At 66.1% G+C, this 17,150-nt stretch carries 14 protein-coding genes; 5 read left to right on the top strand and 9 right to left on the bottom strand.

The features are described 5' to 3' along the window. Positions 1–13: 13 nt before the first annotated feature. Both ACMGF8_RS18660 and ACMGF8_RS18655 read right to left on the bottom strand, forming a co-directional pair. Complete coding sequence (locus ACMGF8_RS18660) at positions 14–1,693, bottom strand: SulP family inorganic anion transporter (protein WP_416756940.1); 1,680 nt, start codon at positions 1,691–1,693, stop codon at positions 14–16. A 342-nt stretch (positions 1,694–2,035) separates the two neighbouring features. Next, a complete protein-coding gene (locus tag ACMGF8_RS18655; RefSeq protein ID WP_102864482.1) occupies positions 2,036–3,316 on the bottom strand; it encodes a serine/threonine transporter in 1,281 nt (426 codons plus the stop codon). 501 nt (positions 3,317–3,817) lie between these two features. Between ACMGF8_RS18655 and ACMGF8_RS18650 the strand changes: the two genes are divergently transcribed. The 5 genes from ACMGF8_RS18650 to ACMGF8_RS18630 all read left to right on the top strand — a co-directional run bounded on the left by ACMGF8_RS18650 (position 3,818) and on the right by ACMGF8_RS18630 (position 9,057). Beyond that, positions 3,818–4,357: a cysteine hydrolase family protein gene (locus tag ACMGF8_RS18650; protein ID WP_102879731.1), complete on the top strand. Its 540-nt coding sequence runs from the start codon at positions 3,818–3,820 to the stop codon at positions 4,355–4,357. Between the two features lie 213 nt (positions 4,358–4,570). Next, positions 4,571–5,521 carry a 2-hydroxyacid dehydrogenase gene (locus tag ACMGF8_RS18645; protein WP_416756939.1) on the top strand — a complete coding sequence of 317 codons (951 nt, stop codon included), beginning with the start codon at positions 4,571–4,573 and terminating at the stop codon, positions 5,519–5,521. Positions 5,522–5,842: 321 nt separating this feature from the next. Next, positions 5,843–6,910: a phosphotransferase family protein gene (locus ACMGF8_RS18640; RefSeq protein WP_416756938.1), complete on the top strand. Its 1,068-nt coding sequence runs from the start codon at positions 5,843–5,845 to the stop codon at positions 6,908–6,910. Positions 6,911–6,949: 39 nt separating this feature from the next. Then, entirely contained in the window at positions 6,950–7,717 is a 768-nt protein-coding gene (locus ACMGF8_RS18635) for an SDR family oxidoreductase (RefSeq protein WP_207167681.1), read from the top strand. A 230-nt stretch (positions 7,718–7,947) separates the two neighbouring features. Then, entirely contained in the window at positions 7,948–9,057 is a 1,110-nt protein-coding gene (locus ACMGF8_RS18630) for a Gfo/Idh/MocA family protein (RefSeq protein ID WP_102864477.1), read from the top strand. Between the two features lie 661 nt (positions 9,058–9,718). Here the strand turns inward: ACMGF8_RS18630 and ACMGF8_RS18625 are convergent. The 7 genes from ACMGF8_RS18625 to ACMGF8_RS18595 are packed head-to-tail and all read right to left on the bottom strand — an operon-like array spanning position 9,719 to position 17,000. Next, positions 9,719–11,155 (bottom strand): FAD/NAD(P)-binding protein, encoded by a 1,437-nt coding sequence (locus ACMGF8_RS18625; protein ID WP_416756937.1) that lies wholly within the window; start codon positions 11,153–11,155, stop codon positions 9,719–9,721. A gap of 13 nt (positions 11,156–11,168) precedes the next feature. Then, entirely contained in the window at positions 11,169–11,936 is a 768-nt protein-coding gene (locus tag ACMGF8_RS18620) for an ABC transporter ATP-binding protein (protein WP_115582281.1), read from the bottom strand. A 3-nt stretch (positions 11,937–11,939) separates the two neighbouring features. Next, positions 11,940–13,274, bottom strand: coding sequence for an ABC transporter substrate-binding protein (locus tag ACMGF8_RS18615; protein WP_102864475.1), 1,335 nt, complete (start codon positions 13,272–13,274; stop codon positions 11,940–11,942). A gap of 28 nt (positions 13,275–13,302) precedes the next feature. Further along, the gene (locus ACMGF8_RS18610; protein ID WP_060841929.1) at positions 13,303–14,352 is read right to left on the bottom strand and encodes a branched-chain amino acid ABC transporter permease; all 1,050 of its coding nucleotides are present in this window, start codon (positions 14,350–14,352) and stop codon (positions 13,303–13,305) included. Between the two features lie 4 nt (positions 14,353–14,356). Next, positions 14,357–15,238 carry a branched-chain amino acid ABC transporter permease gene (locus ACMGF8_RS18605; RefSeq protein ID WP_060838924.1) on the bottom strand — a complete coding sequence of 294 codons (882 nt, stop codon included), beginning with the start codon at positions 15,236–15,238 and terminating at the stop codon, positions 14,357–14,359. Then, positions 15,238–16,014, bottom strand: coding sequence for an ABC transporter ATP-binding protein (locus tag ACMGF8_RS18600; protein ID WP_250330760.1), 777 nt, complete (start codon positions 16,012–16,014; stop codon positions 15,238–15,240). The genes ACMGF8_RS18605 and ACMGF8_RS18600 overlap by 1 nt, the downstream gene beginning before the upstream one ends. Beyond that, positions 16,011–17,000, bottom strand: coding sequence for an AMP-binding protein (locus ACMGF8_RS18595; RefSeq protein ID WP_250330759.1), 990 nt, complete (start codon positions 16,998–17,000; stop codon positions 16,011–16,013). Before ACMGF8_RS18595 ends, ACMGF8_RS18600 begins: the two co-directional genes overlap by 4 nt. Positions 17,001–17,150: the final 150 nt, after the last annotated feature.

Below are 17,150 nucleotides of genomic sequence, written 5' to 3'. Positions count from 1 at the left end.
CAAGCGCCAAGACTCAATGCCAGAGTCCCGCCTGAGCCTGACCGCTCCAGATCTGCAGGCTTTCCTGCAGCGTATCGTCGACGCTGGTGCCACTGAGCAACACCTGATGCTCGGCAGTCGACGGCAGGCCCGCCAGGGCTTCCTTGGCCCTGTGCTTGAGCCGGGCCAGGGCCAGGCGCTTGTGCTCCAGGCGGACCTGACGGAAGAAGTCGTCCAGGGCCTCGATGCTGGTGCCGTCCAGATTCGGCGACTCTTCCAGGCTGAGAATGACCGTGTGAATCGGCGTCTGTACGTGCCGGATCAGGTGCAAGGCACCGCCCAGGATGCGCTCGGCATTGGCGAAGAACAGCGCCTCCCCCGGACGCAGAATCAGCACCCCCGGCACCTGCCGCGCCTGAGGGTGGCGGCTGAGGTCGACAAAATCATGTCCGCTGCCCAATTGACCGAGGATCTGGATATCCGCCGCCGACAACTGGCGCAGCATCAACAGAATGCTCACCCCGACCGAAAGCAGCAAACCATCCAGCACCCCCAGCACCAGCACCGCGGTGACTGCACAGATCACCAGCAACCGATCTCGGCGCCAGATGAAATAGCGCCCCAGCGGTTGCAGGCTCAGGCCATGGCCCAGGGCGTAGATGACGATCGCCGCCAGCACCGGCTCCGGGGTCAGGGCGATATAGGGCAGCACCGTCAGAACGATGATCAGCATCACCGCAGCAGCGGTCAGCCCGGCCAGCCGCGAGCGGGCCCCGGCCGCTTCGTTGGCGGAAGTGGCCGAATAACCGGCGCCGACCGGCATGCCATGGAACAGACCGGAGAGCAGATTGCCAGCGCCCAGGGCCAGCAGGTCGCGGTTGGACGAGACCCGGTCGCCATGCTTGAGCGCCAGGGAGCTGATGGAGCCATAGGACTCGGCATACAGGATCATCACCAGGGCAAACGCCAGTTCCCCCAGGCGCAGCCAGTCGGCAAAGGGCAGGTCCGGCAGGCTCGGCACCTGCAACTTGAGTTCGATCACCCCGATCAGGGCCACCCCATGAGCCGGCAGATCGAGCCATTGCCCGGCGCCAATGCCGATCACCACCGCCACCAGCCCACCGGGCACGTAGGGAATCCGCGAACAGATCGCCAGCACCAGCAGGGCCAATGCCGCCACCGCCGCGCCAGCCCAGTTCCACTGCGGCCACTGCTCCAGCAACTGGGGCAGAAAACGCACCAGATTGCCGGTGCTCAGGTGCACCCCCACGATGGTGGCGAACTGCTTGAGGATGATGGTCACGGCCAGGCCGAAGGCGAAGCCGCGCAGCACCGGCTTGGCAATGAACGCGGTCACGCCGCCGAGGCGAAACAGTCCCGCCAGAAGGAAGAAGCCTCCAGTCAGCAGCACCAGGGCGAACGCCAGGTTCAGGCGCAGCTGCACGTCGCCCTCTGCCAGGGACAAGCTGGCAGCAGCCAGCACCGCCGCCGATGAGGACGTGGCCGAGACAATGGCGAAGCGGCTGCTGCCCAGCAGGCCGTAGCACAGCAGCCCGGCGAACAGGGCGATGACCCCGGCCTGGGGCGGCAAGGCGGCAATACCGGAATAGGCCACAGCCTCCGGCAGCAACAGGCCGGCGATGGACAAGCCGGCCAGCAGGTCACGGCTGCGCTTGGGGGCAACAGTTGGCTGGGTGAGGGGTTCAGTGGCCAATCGGGTTCGTCCGTGACAAGGCAAAATTCGAATTCAGAGGGTGTCGCCCAACGGCATCAACGCGTTTGGGCCAGATTGCAGCCCGTGTGACGGGAGTGGCCATTGGCGGGTTTCGGGCAGCAATAAGAGCACCAGCTTAGCCCTTTATTCAAGGCCGCAAACGATCCTGATCAATGCCTTGAACGACAACGCCGCCGGTGCTGTGAGCACCGGCGGCGTTGGTTGTGTTGCCAGCAATCGCGTCAGGCTTGAGGGCCTGTCCGCCGGCAAGCCGGCTCCAGGCGGTGAGCGTCGCGCAGGTGTGGAATGCCAGCTAAGGCACCCGCCAACGCGTCGCGCAACTCACGAAGCCAGGGAGTACACCAGGGCGGTAATGGCCACCAGGCCCACCAGGGTCACGAAGACGTTGGAGGCCTGGCCGCGATAGCGGGCCATGGCCGGCACTTTGCGAATGGCGTACATCGGCATCAGGAACAGGATCGCCGCGATCACCGGGCCGCCCATGGTCTCGATCATCGTCAGGATGCTCGGGTTGAGGGTCGCCACGGCCCAGCAGATCACCAGCATGAAGGCAGCGGTGACCCGGTCCAGGGTTTTCGCCCCAGGACGCCGGCCGCTCTTGCCGATCAGGCCCTTGAGGCCTTCACTGGCACCGATGTAGTGACCCAGGAAGGACTTGGCGATGGCCACGAAGGCAATCAACGGCGCGGCGAAGGCGATGGTCGGGTTCTGGAAGTGGTTGGCCAGGTAGGACAGGATCGACAGGTTCTGCGCCTTGGCTTCGGCCAGTTGCGCCGGGTTCAGGGTCAGCACGCAGCTGAAGACGAAGAACAGCACCATGCCCACCATCAGCAGGTGGGCACGCGAGAGGATCTGCGAGCTGCGCTCTTGGGCATGCACGCCATAGCGGCGTTTCTGGTCCACGGCAAAGGCCGAGATGATCGGCGAGTGGTTGAACGAGAAGACCATCACCGGAATCGCCAGCCACAGGGTATGCAGGAAGGCCGAAGGCGCCGGGACATCGCTGACGGTGGCAAGGATGCCGCCATTCCAGTGCGGGATCAGGAACACCGCGAGGAACAGCAGGGCCACGATGAACGGATAGACCATCAGGCTCATGGCCTTGACGATCACCTGCTCGCCGCAACGCACCACCACCAGCAGGCCGAAGATCAGCACCAGGGCCAGGATCGCCCGCGGTGGCGGCGCGATGTGCAGTTGGTTGGTCATGAAGCTGTCGACGGTGTTGGTCAGGGCCACGCTGTAGATCAGCAGGATCGGAAAGATCGCCAAAAAGTACAGCAAGGTGATCAGGGCACCGGCGGTGAGGCCGAAATGCTCCTCCACCACGTCAGTGATGTCCGCACCGTCACGCCCGGAGAGCACGAAGCGGGTCAGGCCGCGGTGTGCATAGAAGGTCATGGGGAAGGCCAGCAGCGCCAGGATCAACAGCGGCCAGAAACCGCCGATACCGGCATTGATGGGCAGAAACAGGGTACCGGCACCGATGGCGGTGCCAAACAGGCCCAGCATCCAGGTGGTGTCTTGGCGGTTCCAGCTACTCAGGGTCGCTGGAGTCGCCGTTTCAAAGCGTTGATCAACGCTGTTGGCCTGATCATTCATCCGGTGGGATCTCCACATTCCGGTCGTTTGCCATTCGATCAGGGCGCGTCGGAGTACCCGACAGACAGAACCCCGACCGAAACAGAGGGGGCGCGATTGTCCGGGATTCCGCGAGCGCTGCATAGACTTAGCTGAGGAACGGTTTGTACGGTGCAGATGTATTTTTTTGCCGTGGCGAAGCGTCTGGCCCGGCCCTCTCACGCCTCCCCCAGGCAGCGGCTTGCCGGCGCAAGCGTCCGCGAAGGCGATGCACATCCCAGGTACCTGTTCCTCGGCAAGCCGACGCGCGCTGGGCTGCGTTGACAAGATTCACGGCCAGGCGGCATGATCGGGCCCCATGAATATCTACGCGCTCAACCCTACCTCTACCACCACGACTGCCTACGGCGGGTCGTGTGGTAGCTGTGCGGGATGATGCAAGCACAGTAAAACCAAGGCCCCGCCAGCAATGGACGGGGCCTTTTGTTTCTCCGTCCAGCTGGCACTACAAGGAGAGACAAGATGCCTTTATCCAACGCCAAGCGTGCCCTGCTGGTCATCGACATGCAGGTTGGCCTGTTCAACGGACCGGACAAGCCCTACAAGCGTGAACAGACCCTGGAAAACATCAACCAGCTGATCCGCCGCGCCCGCCAGGCCGGGGCGCCGATCTTCGCCGTGCGCCATACCGGCCCCGCCGAATCGCCGATTGCCGCCGGCAGCCCGCTCTGGCAACTGCTGCCGACCCTGGAAGTGGATGAAGAACTGGACTGCGTACTGGACAAGACCCGCCCCAGTTGCTTTGTCGGCACCGGGCTGGCCGAGCGCCTGCAGGAAGCCCAGGTCAATGAGCTGGTGATCGTCGGCATGAAGACCCAGTACTGCGTCGATGCCACCTGCCGCGCCGCCGGCGACCTGGGCTTTGCCGCCGTGCTGGTAGAGGACGCCCATACCTGCATGGACACGCCCGTGCTGGGGGCGAAGAAAATCATCGCCCACCATAACGCCACCCTCAACGGCCCCTTCGTGCGCCTGGCCACGACCGCCGATGTGACCTTCTGACCCCATCGTCCCCACACCGCCCCGGGCACGCCGAACACGGCGTGACTCCCCCGGGAACGGTGCCGGCGAGCATTGCCAAAATCCCTCGCAACCCGCACCCTTGAGCCCTCGCGCCGGTCTGCTGCGCGCCACTGGCGCAGGCTGACGGCGCGTCGCCCGAAGCCGTGCACCGCCTCCCCTGCGCCATTTCAGCTATTCACAAGGAATCCCTTGATGCGTGCCACCGTCCTGGTCCTGGTTGAAAACGTCAACGCCTACCTGCCGCTGCTCGAACAGCAGGGCTTTCACCTGATCCTGGCGCCCACCCCCGCCGAACGGGCCCGGGCCATCCAGGACCATGCCGGGCGGATCGACGCCGTGCTGACCCGCGGCCCACTGGGACTGACTGCGGCGGAAATCGACGCCCTGCCCCGGCTGCAGATCATCTGCGTGATCGGCGCCGGCTACGAACACGTCGATTTGCAAGCGGCCAGCAACCGCGGGATTGCCGTGACCAACGGCGCCGGGGTCAACGCCTCGTCGGTGGCCGATCATGCCCTCGCCCTGCTGCTGTCTCTGGTGCGGGGCATTCCCCAGTCCGATGCCGCCGTGCGCCAGGGGCAATGGCCAAAGGTCCTGCGCCCTTCCGTGGCCGGCATGCACCTGGGCATCCTCGGGCTGGGCGCCGTGGGCCAGGCCATCGCCCGGCGTTGCGCCCTGGGTTTCGACATGACCGTGAGTTATCACAGCCGTCAGCCCCGGACGGACCAGCCCTACCGCTTTTGCCCGACCCTGCTGGAGCTGGCCCGGGACTCGGATGCCCTGGTGATTGCCACCCCCGGCGGCGCCGACACCCGGCATCTGGTGGACCAGCCAGTGCTGCAAGCCCTTGGCGCCGAAGGTTTCCTGGTGAACATCGCCCGGGCCAGCGTGGTGGACACCAACGCCCTGCTGCAGGCCCTGAATCAGCGGCGGATTGCCGGCGCGGCCCTGGACGTGTTCGATGACGAACCGCAAGTGCCGGACGGTTTCAAGGGCCTGGACAATGTGGTGCTGACGCCCCACGTCGCCGGCCTTTCGCCCCAGGCCAGCCGCGACACCGTGGACATGGTCGGCCAGAACCTGCTGGCCCACTTCGAGGGCCGGCCCCTGCTGACCCCTCTTCCCCTGCCGACACCCAACTGACCCATCCCCTGGGCAACGCCTATGCTCGTGGGGCGGCTTGCCTCTGGGCCTGCATGGCTTGGGAAAGTGCGGGCTAGCCAGGGAAGCCGTCTCAAACGCGGCTGCGTCATGACGCTCCCTTCGCTGGCAAGCCGGCTCCTGTGGGGGCTTGGTGCTACCAGATCGTGGAAGTACGGGGGTAAATTCAAACGCTTGTATCAAAAGCAATGATTGTCCGGCAACACGCGCACCTATAAAGGCCCGCCGCGATTGTGAGGGGCCGGTAGGCGCATTAGATTAGTCAATAATCTCTGGCCTCCAGAATAAGCAGAAGGGATAAGCATGGCGCTTACAGACCAATCCACCCGTACTCGCCCCGGCGAGGAGCTCGATGCCAACCTGATCGATCCGTACCTCAAGGCGCATATTCCCGGCCTCAGCGGCACACCGCAAATCAGCCAGTTCCCGGGCGGTGCCTCGAATCTCACCTACTTGCTGGAGTACCCGGATCAGGAGTTCGTCCTGCGCCGCCCGCCGTTTGGCCACAAGGCCAAGTCCGCCCATGACATGGGCCGCGAGTTCCGCATTCTCAACCAGCTCAGGGACGGTTTCCCCTACTGCCCCAAGGCCTATGTGCACTGCACCGACGAGTCGGTGATCGGCGCCGAGTTCTATGTCATGGAACGGGTCAAGGGCATCATCCTGCGCTCCGACCTGCCGGCGGAACTGGGCCTGGATGCCAGCAAGACCCAAGCCCTGTGCAAGAGTTTCATCGACCGTTTCGTCGAACTGCATCGGGTCGACTACAACGCCTGCGGCCTGGGCGACCTGGGCAAGCCTGAAGGCTATGTGCAGCGTCAGATCAAGGGCTGGAGCGAGCGCTACGAGAAAGCCCTGACCCCCGATGCGCCGCACTGGGAAACCGTGAAGGCCTGGCTCAACGACAAGATGCCCTCCGACCACCCAACCTCGAGCATCGTGCATAACGACTACCGCTTCGACAACGTCATCCTCGACCCCCACAACCCGATGCAGATCATCGGCGTGCTGGACTGGGAACTGACCACCCTGGGCGATCCGCTGATGGACCTGGGCAACACCCTGGCCTACTGGATCGAGGCCGCCGACCCGGCGCCGGTGCAACTGATGCGGCGCCAGCCGAGCAACGCGCCGGGCATGCTGACCCGCCAGGAATTCGTCGATTACTACGCCGAACGCTCGGGAATCGAAATCGGCAATTTCGACTTCTACTACACCTATGGCCTGTTCCGCCTGGCCGGCATCGTGCAGCAGATCTACTACCGCTTCTACCACGGCCAGACCCAGGACAAACGCTTCGCGCAGTTCATTCACATGAACAAACTGCTGGAGCAGATGAGCCTGCAGGTCATCGAAAAATCCAGCCTCTGACCGCGCCCTCGGCGCCCGACAACCCAGCAAGGAAAAACCATGTCCAAGACTCAGTTGTTCGACCTCGACGGCAAAATCGCATTCGTCTCCGGTGCCAGCCGCGGTATCGGTGAAGCCATTGCCAAGCTCCTGGCCCAGCAAGGGGCCCACGTGATCGTGTCGAGCCGCAAGCTCGAAGGCTGCCAGCACGTGGCCGACGCCATCATCGCCGCTGGCGGCAAGGCCACGGCGATTGCCTGCCACATCGGTGAAATGGAGCAGATCAGCCAGGTCTTCGCCGGGATTCGCGAGCAGTTCGGCCGCCTCGACATCCTGATCAACAACGCCGCCACCAACCCGCAGTTCTGCAACGTCCTGGACACGGACCTCGGGGCCTTCCAGAAGACCGTCGACGTCAATATCCGCGGCTATTTCTTCATGTCGGTGGAAGCCGGCAAGCTGATGCGCGACAACGGCGGCGGCAGCATCATCAACGTCGCCTCGATCAACGGCATCTCGCCAGGGATCTTCCAGGGCATCTACTCGGTGACCAAGGCGGCGGTGATCAACATGACCAAGGTCTTCGCCAAGGAATGCGCACAGTTCGGCATCCGCTGTAACGCCTTGCTGCCGGGCCTGACCGACACCAAGTTTGCCTCGGCCCTGGTGAAGAACGACGCCATCCTCAAGACCGCCCTGGCGCAGATCCCCCTCAAGCGCGTGGCCGACCCGAGCGAAATGGCCGGCGCGGTGCTCTACCTGGCCAGCGATGCCTCCAGCTACACCACCGGTGTTGCGCTGAACGTGGACGGCGGCTTCCTCTCCTGAGGCCCGCTTGCACCACCGAAAAGGCAGCCTCCGGGCTGCCTTTTTCATTTGCCTTGGGAGCGGGCTTGCCAGCGAACAGGACCTTGAACCCAGCGCAAGCCACAGGGGCCCTGTCGCCAGCAAGCCGGCTCCTACAGCACCCGTCAAAATTTTAATTCCAGCAATTGCAATTAACGAATATTTATTCCATAACTAGCCCTTCCTAAAACAATAATTCTGCAGGTGCGGCTATGGATGAACTTGGCATTGGCTTGATCGGGACCGGCTTCATGGGCCGGGCCCACGCCCTGGCGTTTCGCAGCGTCGGCGCAGTGTTCGAACTGCCGGTGCGCCTGCACCTGGCCGCCCTGGCCGATGCCGATGCGCAGCGCGCCGAGCACTGCGCCGGGGCCTGGGGCTTTGCCCGGGCCCATAGCGACTGGCAAGGCTTGATCGCCGATCCCCGGGTCAATCTGGTGGCCATCACCACCCCCAACCATCTGCATTTCCCCATGGCCATGGCGGCCGTGGCGGCAGGCAAGGCGGTGTACTGCGAAAAGCCCTTGGCCATCAGCGTCGATGAGGCCCGGCAGATGCACCACGCCGCCCAGGCCGCTGGGGTGGTGACCCGGGTCGGTTACAACTATCAGCACAACCCGATGATCGCCCTGGCCCGGCAGTTGATCGGCCAGGGCGAGCTGGGGCAATTGGTGAGCTTCCAGGGCGAGTTCAGCGAAGACTTCATGGCCGACCCGGATTCGCCCTGGTCCTGGCGCTGCGACCCGCAGCACGCCGGCGGCGCCCTGGCCGACCTGGGCAGCCACCTGCTGGCCATGGCGCGCTTTCTCATGGGGCCGGTGCAGGCGGTGTGCGCCGATGTGCAGACAGTGCACCAGCAACGACCGACCCATGCCGGCAGCCAGGAACGGCGCCATATTGCCGTGGACGATCAGGCCCACGCCTTGTTGCGTTTCGCCAACGGTGCGCGGGGCACGTTGAGCAGCAGCTGGATCAAGCATGGCTACAAAAACCACCTGAGCTTCGAGATCAGCGGCACCCTGGGCACCCTGGCCTTCGACCAGGAACGGCTCAACGAACTGCGCCTGTACCGGGTCGGACAGAAAGGCTTCCAGCGCCTGCTGGCCGGGCCCGACCTGCCCGGCTACGCCGCCTTCAGCCCGGCCCCCGGGCATCAACTGGGCTACAACGAACTCAAGACCCTGGAAGTGCATGAACTGATCATGGCCCTGTGCGGCCAGGGTCGGGACGGCACGGATTTCGCCGAGGCCTGGGAAATAGAGCGCCTGGCCGCGGCAATCCGCACCGCCGCCCAAGAACAGCGCTGGGTCCCCCTCCTGTAGCCGCTGCTGAGCCCGCGAAGCTGCACAAAGGTCCGCAGGACCTTGCTTGACGATCGCCCGCCGAACCCGCAGCAACCTCAAGAACGCCGCGGCCCTGCGGGCCGTTCGCAGCCTGCGGCAGCGGCTACACAAATCTCGAATCGGCACTGGCCCTGTAGCCGCTGCTGAGCCACGGCGAAGCTGCGAAAAGGCCCAAAGGGCCTTGCTTGACGATCGCCCGCCGAACCCGCAACAACCTCAAGAACGCCGCGGCCCTGCGGGCCGTTCGCAGCCTGCGGCAGCGGCTACACAACCCCAATCGGCACTGGCCCTGTAGCCGCTGCTGAGCCACGGCGAAGCTGCGCAAAGGTCCGCAGGACCTTGCTTGGCGGTCGCCCGCCGATCTTGGGCGGCCTCAAGATCCCCGCGTCTCCTGCGTCGGAATGCCGCCCAAGCCGTTCGCAGCCTGCGGCAGCGGCTACACAAATCTCGAATCGGCATTGGCCCTGTAGCCGCTGCTGAGCCACGGCGAAGCTGCGAAAAGGTCCGCAGGACCTTGCTTGGCGATCGCCCGCCGATCTTGGGCGGCCTCAAGATCCCCGCGTCTCCTGCGTCGGTAGGACCCGCAGCGGCCTTTAGTGCGCCGCGGCCCTAGCGGGCCGTTCGCAGCCTGCGGCAGCGGCTACAAGGGCAATGCGGCCAGGTGCGCGGCGAGGGCTTTGGCTTGCAGGGCGACGTCGGTGACCGCGGTGCTTTCCCACCACAGGCCGCGCAACGGTGGGCCCAGGGCGAACAGGCGCGCGGATGCCTGGCCCCGGGCATCGTGCACGGCGCCGTCCGCCGTGGCGCTGATGCCCAGGGCCAGCGGACCGGGGGTGACCAGGCCGCGAGCCAGCAGTTGCTGCGGCAAGGGCCGCGCCACCCGGCGCCAGTCGTATTCGATGCCGCTGGAGTTGATCAGGGCATCGCCCGGTACGCGCACGCTGTCCGGGCTGCCGCGATAGCGCAGACGGATCGCCAGGCGGCCGTCGGCGCCCGCCTCCAGCCCCTGGTAGCACGCGGCATGCACCCGCAACCGGCCTTGCTCCTGCAGGCGCGCCACCAGCGCCGCGCTCAAGGGCGGCGAGCGATGGTGATGGCTTTCCCACCAGGGCCGCACATGACGCACGAACTGGTGTTTCTGCGCCTCGCTGGCCTGGCTCCACAAGCGCCCGATATGCACCCGCACCGTGTCCAGCGGTGCTTGCCAGTCGATGCCTTGAGCCTGCGCCGCCTGGCACTGGCGCCGCAGCGCCCGGAACAACTGCCGGGGGCTGCGCAGGCTCGGGTCGGCGGCGAGAAAATCCTCCCAGGCCGGCGGCTGGCGACGCACGTGCGGCAACAGCCCATGGCGGGAAAACACCTCGATCGGCCCGCGATGCCCGGCCTGCTCCAGGGACACCACGGCGTCGACCATGGTCAGCCCGGAGCCGATGATCAGCACTGTCGCCTGCGGGTCGAGGCGGGCCATGGCGGCCACGTCCCAGGGGTCCAGCGCGGCGGCGTTGAGGCCGCTGGACCGGGTCTGTGGCGTGCGCGCCGCGGGGAACATGCCGGTGGCCAGCACCGCCCGCGCACCCCGCAGTTGCCGGCCATCGGCCAGGGTCAGGAGCACGCCGTCAGGTTCGATTTCCAGGTCCACCGCTTCGCCCTGCACATGGCTCACCGAGGAGCCCTGCCCCCGGCCCTGTGCTTGCGCCTCGGCCAGCCGCTGCTGGACATAGACGCCAAACAGCCCGCGGGGCGGAAACAGTTCGCTGACCGGCACATGCTGGCGATCCGACTCGGGCCAGCCGCCCTCGGCAATGTGCCGGGTCAGCCACTGGGTCAGGTCATCGGCGTTGTCCGGGTCGACGCTCATCCGTGCCGCGTTGCCGTTCAGGGTGTGCCCCAGCTCCACGGCGCTGTAGGCCTCGCCACGCCCCAGTTCGCGGCGCGGCTCGATCACCAGGATCCGCCGCCTGCCCGGCCGGCGCAGCAATTGCGCGGCCAGCAAGGCGCCACTCAGGCCACCGCCGACAATCAGAATGTCCGCATCAGGGTCGGCCGGGATGGTCGGTGGGGTGTGGTTCTGGCTCATGGCATGCTCGCGGTCAGTGTTTGCCCAGGTAGAAATCCTGCAGATCGTCCCGGGCCAGCAACTGCTCGGCGGTGCCGGACAGGGCCACCCGCCCGTTGTCCAGCAGGCAGGCGTGGGACGCGTACTTGAGCGCCAGATTAATGCTTTGCTCGGCGATCAGAAAACTCACCCCCGCCTCGCGATTGAGCTGGGCGACGATCTGAAAAATCTCCTGGACGATGATAGGCGCCAAGCCCATGGAAGGTTCGTCCAGCAGTACCAAAGTAGGATGGGTCATCAACGCCCGGCCGATGGCCAGCATCTGCTGCTCGCCGCCCGAGGTCAGGCCGGCACGCACCCGGCGCTTGGTCAGCAGCCGCGGAAACCAGTGGTAGATGCGCTCCAGATCCTCGGCCAGCTGCCGACGGCCAAGGCCGCGGACAAAGCCGCCGCTGCGCAGGTTGTCCTCCACGGTCAGCTGACCGAACACGTGTCGCCCCTCCAGCACATGGACCATGCCCTGGCGCACTCGACGACTGGGGTCGACCCCGGCCAGGTCCTGCCCGGCGAAGCGGATGCTGCCCCGCCCCAGCTGGGCCCGCTCGGCCCGGCCCAGGCCGGAGATGGCCTTGAGGGTGGTGCTCTTGCCGGCGCCATTGGCCCCCAGCAAGGCGACGATCGCCCCCCGGGGCACGTCCAGGGACACCCCGGCCACCCCGAGGATGGCGCCGTCGTAGATCACCTCGATGTCCTGCACCTGCAACAGGTGCTCGGCCGCGGTGGCCGTGGCGCTGTGGCTCATGCTTCAGTCATCCCCGTTGCAGGTGCGTGGCGTCAGTTGCTTTTCCTTGGCGAAGGCCGCGGCCTTCTCGTCGATCAGCGGCCGCAGCAGCGCGCGGTCGGCGGCGATCCAGTCGCTGATCAGGGTCCAGTTGGCCCCGTCCCATTGCTGCACCCGGGCCGCGCCGCCGCCTTCGTGATCGCGGCACGACAGCTTGAGGTTCTGCATCAGCCCCAGGTAACCCATGTCCTTGAGCCGGGCGTCGTCGATGTTCAGGTGCTCCAGGCCCCAGCGCCCTTCTTCGCCGTTGAGCGGGCGCTTGCCGAACTTGCCCTGGGCGGTGCGGATCGCCTCCACCGCCACTGCGGCGTTCACCAGCCCGGAGTTGTAGTACACGCTGCCGAAGTTCTTCAGGTCCTTGAGGTCGCTCTTGCCGGTATCGAGGATGTACTGCTTCAGGCGCTTGTGGATCTCGAAGTCGCTGCCCGCCGGGTAGGGTGTCAGCGCCAGGTAGCCCTTGGCGGCGACCCCGGCCGGCAGCACGTCCTCGCTGGAACTGGCCCAGATGTCGCCGATGATGTGATCCACCGGGAAGCCGAAACGCGCCGCGGTCTTGACCGCTACCGGGGTCGACACGCCCCAGGTGCGCAGGAACACCCAGTCCGGGTTCTGCTGGCGGATCTGCCGCCATTGCGCCGATTGCTCGTTGCCCGGGTCGGCCACCGGAATCTGGATGTTCTCGAAGCCGTATTTTTCCGCCAGCAGCTTGAGCGGCCCGAGGGTTTCCCGACCATAGGCGGAGTCGTGATAGACCGTGGCGATCTTCTTGCCCTTGAGCTTGTCGAACCCGCCCTCGCGCTGGGCGATGTAGTTCACCAGGGTCGAGGCCTCGCTGTAGAAGGTCAGCATCACCGGGAAGTTGTAGGGGAACACCGTGCCATCGGTGGCTTCGGTACGCCCGTAGCCCAGGGTAATAAGCGGGATCTTGTCCACCTCGGCTCGCTCGCTCAGGGCATAGGCTGCCGGCGCTCCGTTGGGCTGATAGACCGCCACCGGCGCGCCGTCCAGGCCCTTCTTGAAGCGCTCGTAGCACTCGATGCCCTTCTCCGCGGTCCATTCGGTCTCGCATTCCTGCCACACCAGCTTGACTCCGTTGATCCCGCCTTCCACCTGATTGATGTAGTTCAGGTAGTCGATCATCCCGGCCCACACCTGCACCCCGCTGGAGGCATAGGCGCCGACCCGGTAGGTGGCCAGGGGGAAGAACTGCTGGTCCGGCGCGGCCTGGGCCTGCGGGGTCAGCGCCGCGGACAGCAGCAGGGCCGCACTGGCCAGGGAAGCTTTCAAGGATGCACGCATGTTGTCTCTCTAGGTCTTGAGTGGAATTTCAGAAACGCAGCGGCCAGTGCCGCAGGCGCTCGCGCAGGTTGCTCAGCAGACGGATCAGGCCCTCGGGCTCCTTGATCAGGAACAGGATGATCAGCACGCCAAAGATGATTTTCTGCAGGTTCTGCAATTGCCCGGCGTCCACCGCCCCGCCCAGCAGCCACTGCCCGGCGTGGCTGAGGAAGATCGGCAGCAGGCTGATGAAGGCCGCGCCGACGAAGTTGCCGGCCACGCTGCCCATGCCGCCGATAATGATGATGAAGAGGATCTGGAACGAACGATTGATATCGAAGCTGCTGGCGCTGGCGGTGCCCAGGTAGGCGAAGGCCCACAGCGCCCCGGCGATGCCCAGGTAGAACGAGCTGACGGCAAAGGCCTGGCGCTTGTAGCGGGCCACCGGGATGCCGATCACCGCGGCCGCGGTGTCCATGTCGCGGATCGCCATCCAGTTGCGCCCGACCTGGCTTTGCACCAGGTTCTGCGCCACCCGGGTCAGCAGCAGGACCACCACCAGGGTCAACAGGTAGCGCCCGGTCGGGGTATTGAGGTCATGCCCCCACAGGCTCAACTGCGGCGCCGAGATGGTGCCCGAGGAGCCGTAGTTGTAGAACCAGGGAAACTTGACGAACAGCCACTCCAGGAAAAACTGCGCCGCCAGGGTGGTGACCATCAGGTAGAAGCCCTTGATCCGTGAGCTGGGCAGGCCGAACAGCCAGCCCACCAGGGCACTGATCAGGCCCCCGCCGAGCAGCGCCACGGGCAACCCCAGCTCTGGCAGGCGCAGCACGAAGCCGTAGGTGGCAAAGGCTCCGACCGCCATGAAGCCGGCGGCGCCCACCGAGGTCTGGCCGGTGTAGCCGGTCAGCAGGTTGAGCCCGAGCCCGGCCAGGGACAGCACCAGGAAGGGAATCAGGATCGCGTTGAGCCAATAGTCGTTGGCAACCAGGGGCACCACGCCGCAGGTCAACAGCAACAGGCCGCTCAGGCCCAGGGGCAGACGGCGCTGGACCAGCAGCAGCGGCGCGGTTTGCCGAGTCAGGGGGATGGACATCAATTCACACTCGCTCGATGGCCCGCTCGCCGAACAGGCCGGCGGGACGGATGTAGAGGAAGGCCAGGGCCAGGACATAGGCGAACCAGGGGGTGATGCCGCCGCCGATCAGCGGGCCGATATAGACCTCCGCCAGGTTCTCGGCGGCACCGACGATCAGGCCCCCGGCAATCGCCCCGCCGATGGAGGTGAAGCCGCCGATGATCAGCACCGGCAGCGCCTTGAGCACCACCAGCGACAGCGAGAACTGCACCCCCTGGCGCGCGCCCCAGAGCAGCCCGGCCACCAGCCCCACGACCCCGGCCACGGCCCAGACGATCTGCCAGATGCGGTTGAGGTTGATGCCGATGGACAGCGCCGCCGTGGTGTCGTCAGCCACCGCCCGCAGGGAGATGCCGATGCGGGTCTTGTTGAACAGCAGTGCCAGCACCGTCACCAGCACCAGGGCGGCCGCGGCGGCGATCAGGTCGAACTGGCTGACCATCAGCGGCCCGAGGAACAGCGGCACGTCGTCGATGCCCAGGTCCAGGGCGCGCACCTGGGAGCCCATCAGTCCCTGGGCCAGGCCCTCGATGATGAACGACAGGCCCAGGGTGGCCATGAACAGGGTGATCTGCGAGCGATTGACCAGGGGCCGCAGCACCAGGCGCTCGATCAGCCAGGCACCGATGATCATCACCAGCACCGTCAGCAGCAGCGCCAGGGCGAAGGGCACACCCTGGTCGTGCAGGCTGACGAAGGTCAGGGCGGCGAACAGCAGCATCGCGCCCTGGGCGAAATTGAACACGCCGCTGGCCTTATAGATCAGCACGAAGCCGATGGCCACCAGGGAGTACAGGGTCCCGGCCAGCAGGCCGCCGAGCAGGGTTTCGAGGAAGAAGTTCATCAGTGCACCACCCCCAGGTAGGCGGCGATCACGTCGGGATTGGCCTGGACCTCGGCCGGCGTGCCATCGCCCACCTTGCGCCCGTAGTCCAGGACCACCACGTGGTGGCACAGCTCCATGACCACCCCCATGTCGTGCTCGATCAACACCACGGTGGTGCCCAGGTCACGATTGATGTCGGCGATGAAGCCGGCCATTTCCTGCTTTTCCTCGGCGTTCATGCCCGCCAGGGGTTCGTCCAGCAACAGCAGGCTGGGCCCGGCGATCAGCGCCCGCCCCAGCTCCACACGCTTTTGCAGGCCGTAGGACAGGTTGCCCACCGGGACATCCCGCAGTGCCTGCAAATCGAGAAACTGCAGGATGCCCTGGGCCAGTTGGCGGAAGGTCGCGGCCTCGCGCCGGGCCCGGGGCAAGCCCAGGGCCTGCTCGATCAGGTAGGTGCGCGAATGCCGCGACAGGCCGGTGAGCAGGTTGTCGATCACGCTCATCTTCTTGAACAGCGCATTGTTCTGGAACGTCCGGCCAATGCCACGGCGAGCGGCGCTCAGCGGGTCGATGCGCGAATAGCTCTGGCGGTCGAAGACAATCGCCCCGCTGTCGAAGCGATAGACCCCGTTGAGCAGGTTGAGCAACGAGCTCTTGCCGGCGCCGTTGGGTCCGATCAGGCCGCAGATTTCGCCACGGCGCACGTCGAACGACAGCTGGTTGATGGCCTTGACCCCCTTGAACGACAGGGACACGGCGCGCACTTGCAGGATGGGTTCGCTGAGGCTCATGCAATGTTCCGTTTGAATTCGGCGATCCAGGCCGGGGTTGAGGGGTGAGCATGCGACGGCGCCGGCTGCCAGATGAACTGCAGGCGGGCAAAGCCCAGCAACCGGCGCACCCGTTGCTTGAGCAGCCGGGGCAGTGGCCGGCGGGGATGGGCGATGACCCACTCGCACAGGCGCCGGCGCCAGCTGCCGGGAGGCGCCAGGCGGCTTTCGATTTCGTCCGCCAGCTGCTGCAGGCGCGGCGGCGACAGCAGCAGGCCGCTGGGCGCCACGTCGCGGCGGTCGCGACTGGCGGATGCCGCGGTTTCGGGGAAGGCCAGGCTGTGGCCGCTGTTCAGCCAGTGCTCCAGCAACACCTGCAGACCCGCCGCCCATTGCGTGCCCTCTTCGCTCCACAGCTGCTCGGCAGTGGCCGGATGGCGCCAATAGAGCTGGCGCTGGGGCGCTTCGCTGGGGCCGAGCAAGTCGGCAAAGCACAGCAGCGGCTGGCGCACCCCGGCGGGCAGGCGCGGCAAGGCTTGCCCGGCGATCAAAAGCCCCGGGGCCGGGCCCTGTTCCCCGGCGGCCACCCAGGCCAGGACCTGGCGCCGCGAGTGGACGAAGGCGTGGCTCGGCTGCAGGCGCCAAAGCGCCTGGCGCAGGGCCTCGGGCGCCAGCTCCGGATCGAGGCTGAGCACCTCGGCACCCAGGCTCCGGGCAGCCAGGGCCAGCAGCAACAGGTCCGGCTCGAACGGCCCGCTCAGGACCAGCCGGGACTGCGAGTCGAGGCCTTGTTGGCGCAGGCCGTCGGCCAGACGCTCGACATCGCGCAGGGCATCGATCCAGCGCCAGGCGTACCAATGGCCGTGGCGTTTGTGGCGCAGGGCATTGTCCAACGGCCGGGCCTGGGCCCAGTGCCGCAACTGCTCCAGGGCACCGCTCAACTGCAAGCGGTCCTCGGGGGCTGACGCATCCGTGGTGGGCGGACGCTTGAGTTCATGCACGCTCATGAATTGACCTCGACAACTTGGCAAACGCGTGCGGTGGTCCGCTGGCTGGAAATAAACGGGGCTGGCCCTGGGACGCAGGTCGTGCGGGCCTCTTCGCTGGCAAGCCAGCTCCTACCGGAATTGGGCGGCTCCCTGGTAGGAGCCGGCTTG

This window comes from Pseudomonas sp. BNK-7 (assembly GCF_048072025.1).
Lineage (GTDB): Bacteria > Pseudomonadota > Gammaproteobacteria > Pseudomonadales > Pseudomonadaceae > Aquipseudomonas > Aquipseudomonas danubii.
This window is presented reverse-complemented; position numbering and strand designations above follow the sequence as displayed.

Bases quoted from the DNA above. Each gene is read 5' to 3' on its own strand.
- ACMGF8_RS18605 (WP_060838924.1), bottom strand. From the start codon at position 15,238: ATGAACTTCTTCCTCGAAACCCTGCTCGGCGGCCTGCTGGCCGGGACC.
- ACMGF8_RS18645 (WP_416756939.1), top strand. From the start codon at position 4,571: ATGCGTGCCACCGTCCTGGTCCTGGTTGAAAACGTCAACGCCTACCTG.
- ACMGF8_RS18615 (WP_102864475.1), bottom strand. From the start codon at position 13,274: ATGCGTGCATCCTTGAAAGCTTCCCTGGCCAGTGCGGCCCTGCTGCTG.
- ACMGF8_RS18610 (WP_060841929.1), bottom strand. From the start codon at position 14,352: ATGTCCATCCCCCTGACTCGGCAAACCGCGCCGCTGCTGCTGGTCCAG.
- ACMGF8_RS18595 (WP_250330759.1), bottom strand. From the start codon at position 17,000: ATGAGCGTGCATGAACTCAAGCGTCCGCCCACCACGGATGCGTCAGCC.
- ACMGF8_RS18635 (WP_207167681.1), top strand. From the start codon at position 6,950: ATGTCCAAGACTCAGTTGTTCGACCTCGACGGCAAAATCGCATTCGTC.
- ACMGF8_RS18650 (WP_102879731.1), top strand. From the start codon at position 3,818: ATGCCTTTATCCAACGCCAAGCGTGCCCTGCTGGTCATCGACATGCAG.
- ACMGF8_RS18655 (WP_102864482.1), bottom strand. From the start codon at position 3,316: ATGAATGATCAGGCCAACAGCGTTGATCAACGCTTTGAAACGGCGACT.
- ACMGF8_RS18620 (WP_115582281.1), bottom strand. From the start codon at position 11,936: ATGAGCCACAGCGCCACGGCCACCGCGGCCGAGCACCTGTTGCAGGTG.
- ACMGF8_RS18625 (WP_416756937.1), bottom strand. From the start codon at position 11,155: ATGAGCCAGAACCACACCCCACCGACCATCCCGGCCGACCCTGATGCG.
- ACMGF8_RS18600 (WP_250330760.1), bottom strand. From the start codon at position 16,014: ATGAGCCTCAGCGAACCCATCCTGCAAGTGCGCGCCGTGTCCCTGTCG.
- ACMGF8_RS18630 (WP_102864477.1), top strand. From the start codon at position 7,948: ATGGATGAACTTGGCATTGGCTTGATCGGGACCGGCTTCATGGGCCGG.
- ACMGF8_RS18640 (WP_416756938.1), top strand. From the start codon at position 5,843: ATGGCGCTTACAGACCAATCCACCCGTACTCGCCCCGGCGAGGAGCTC.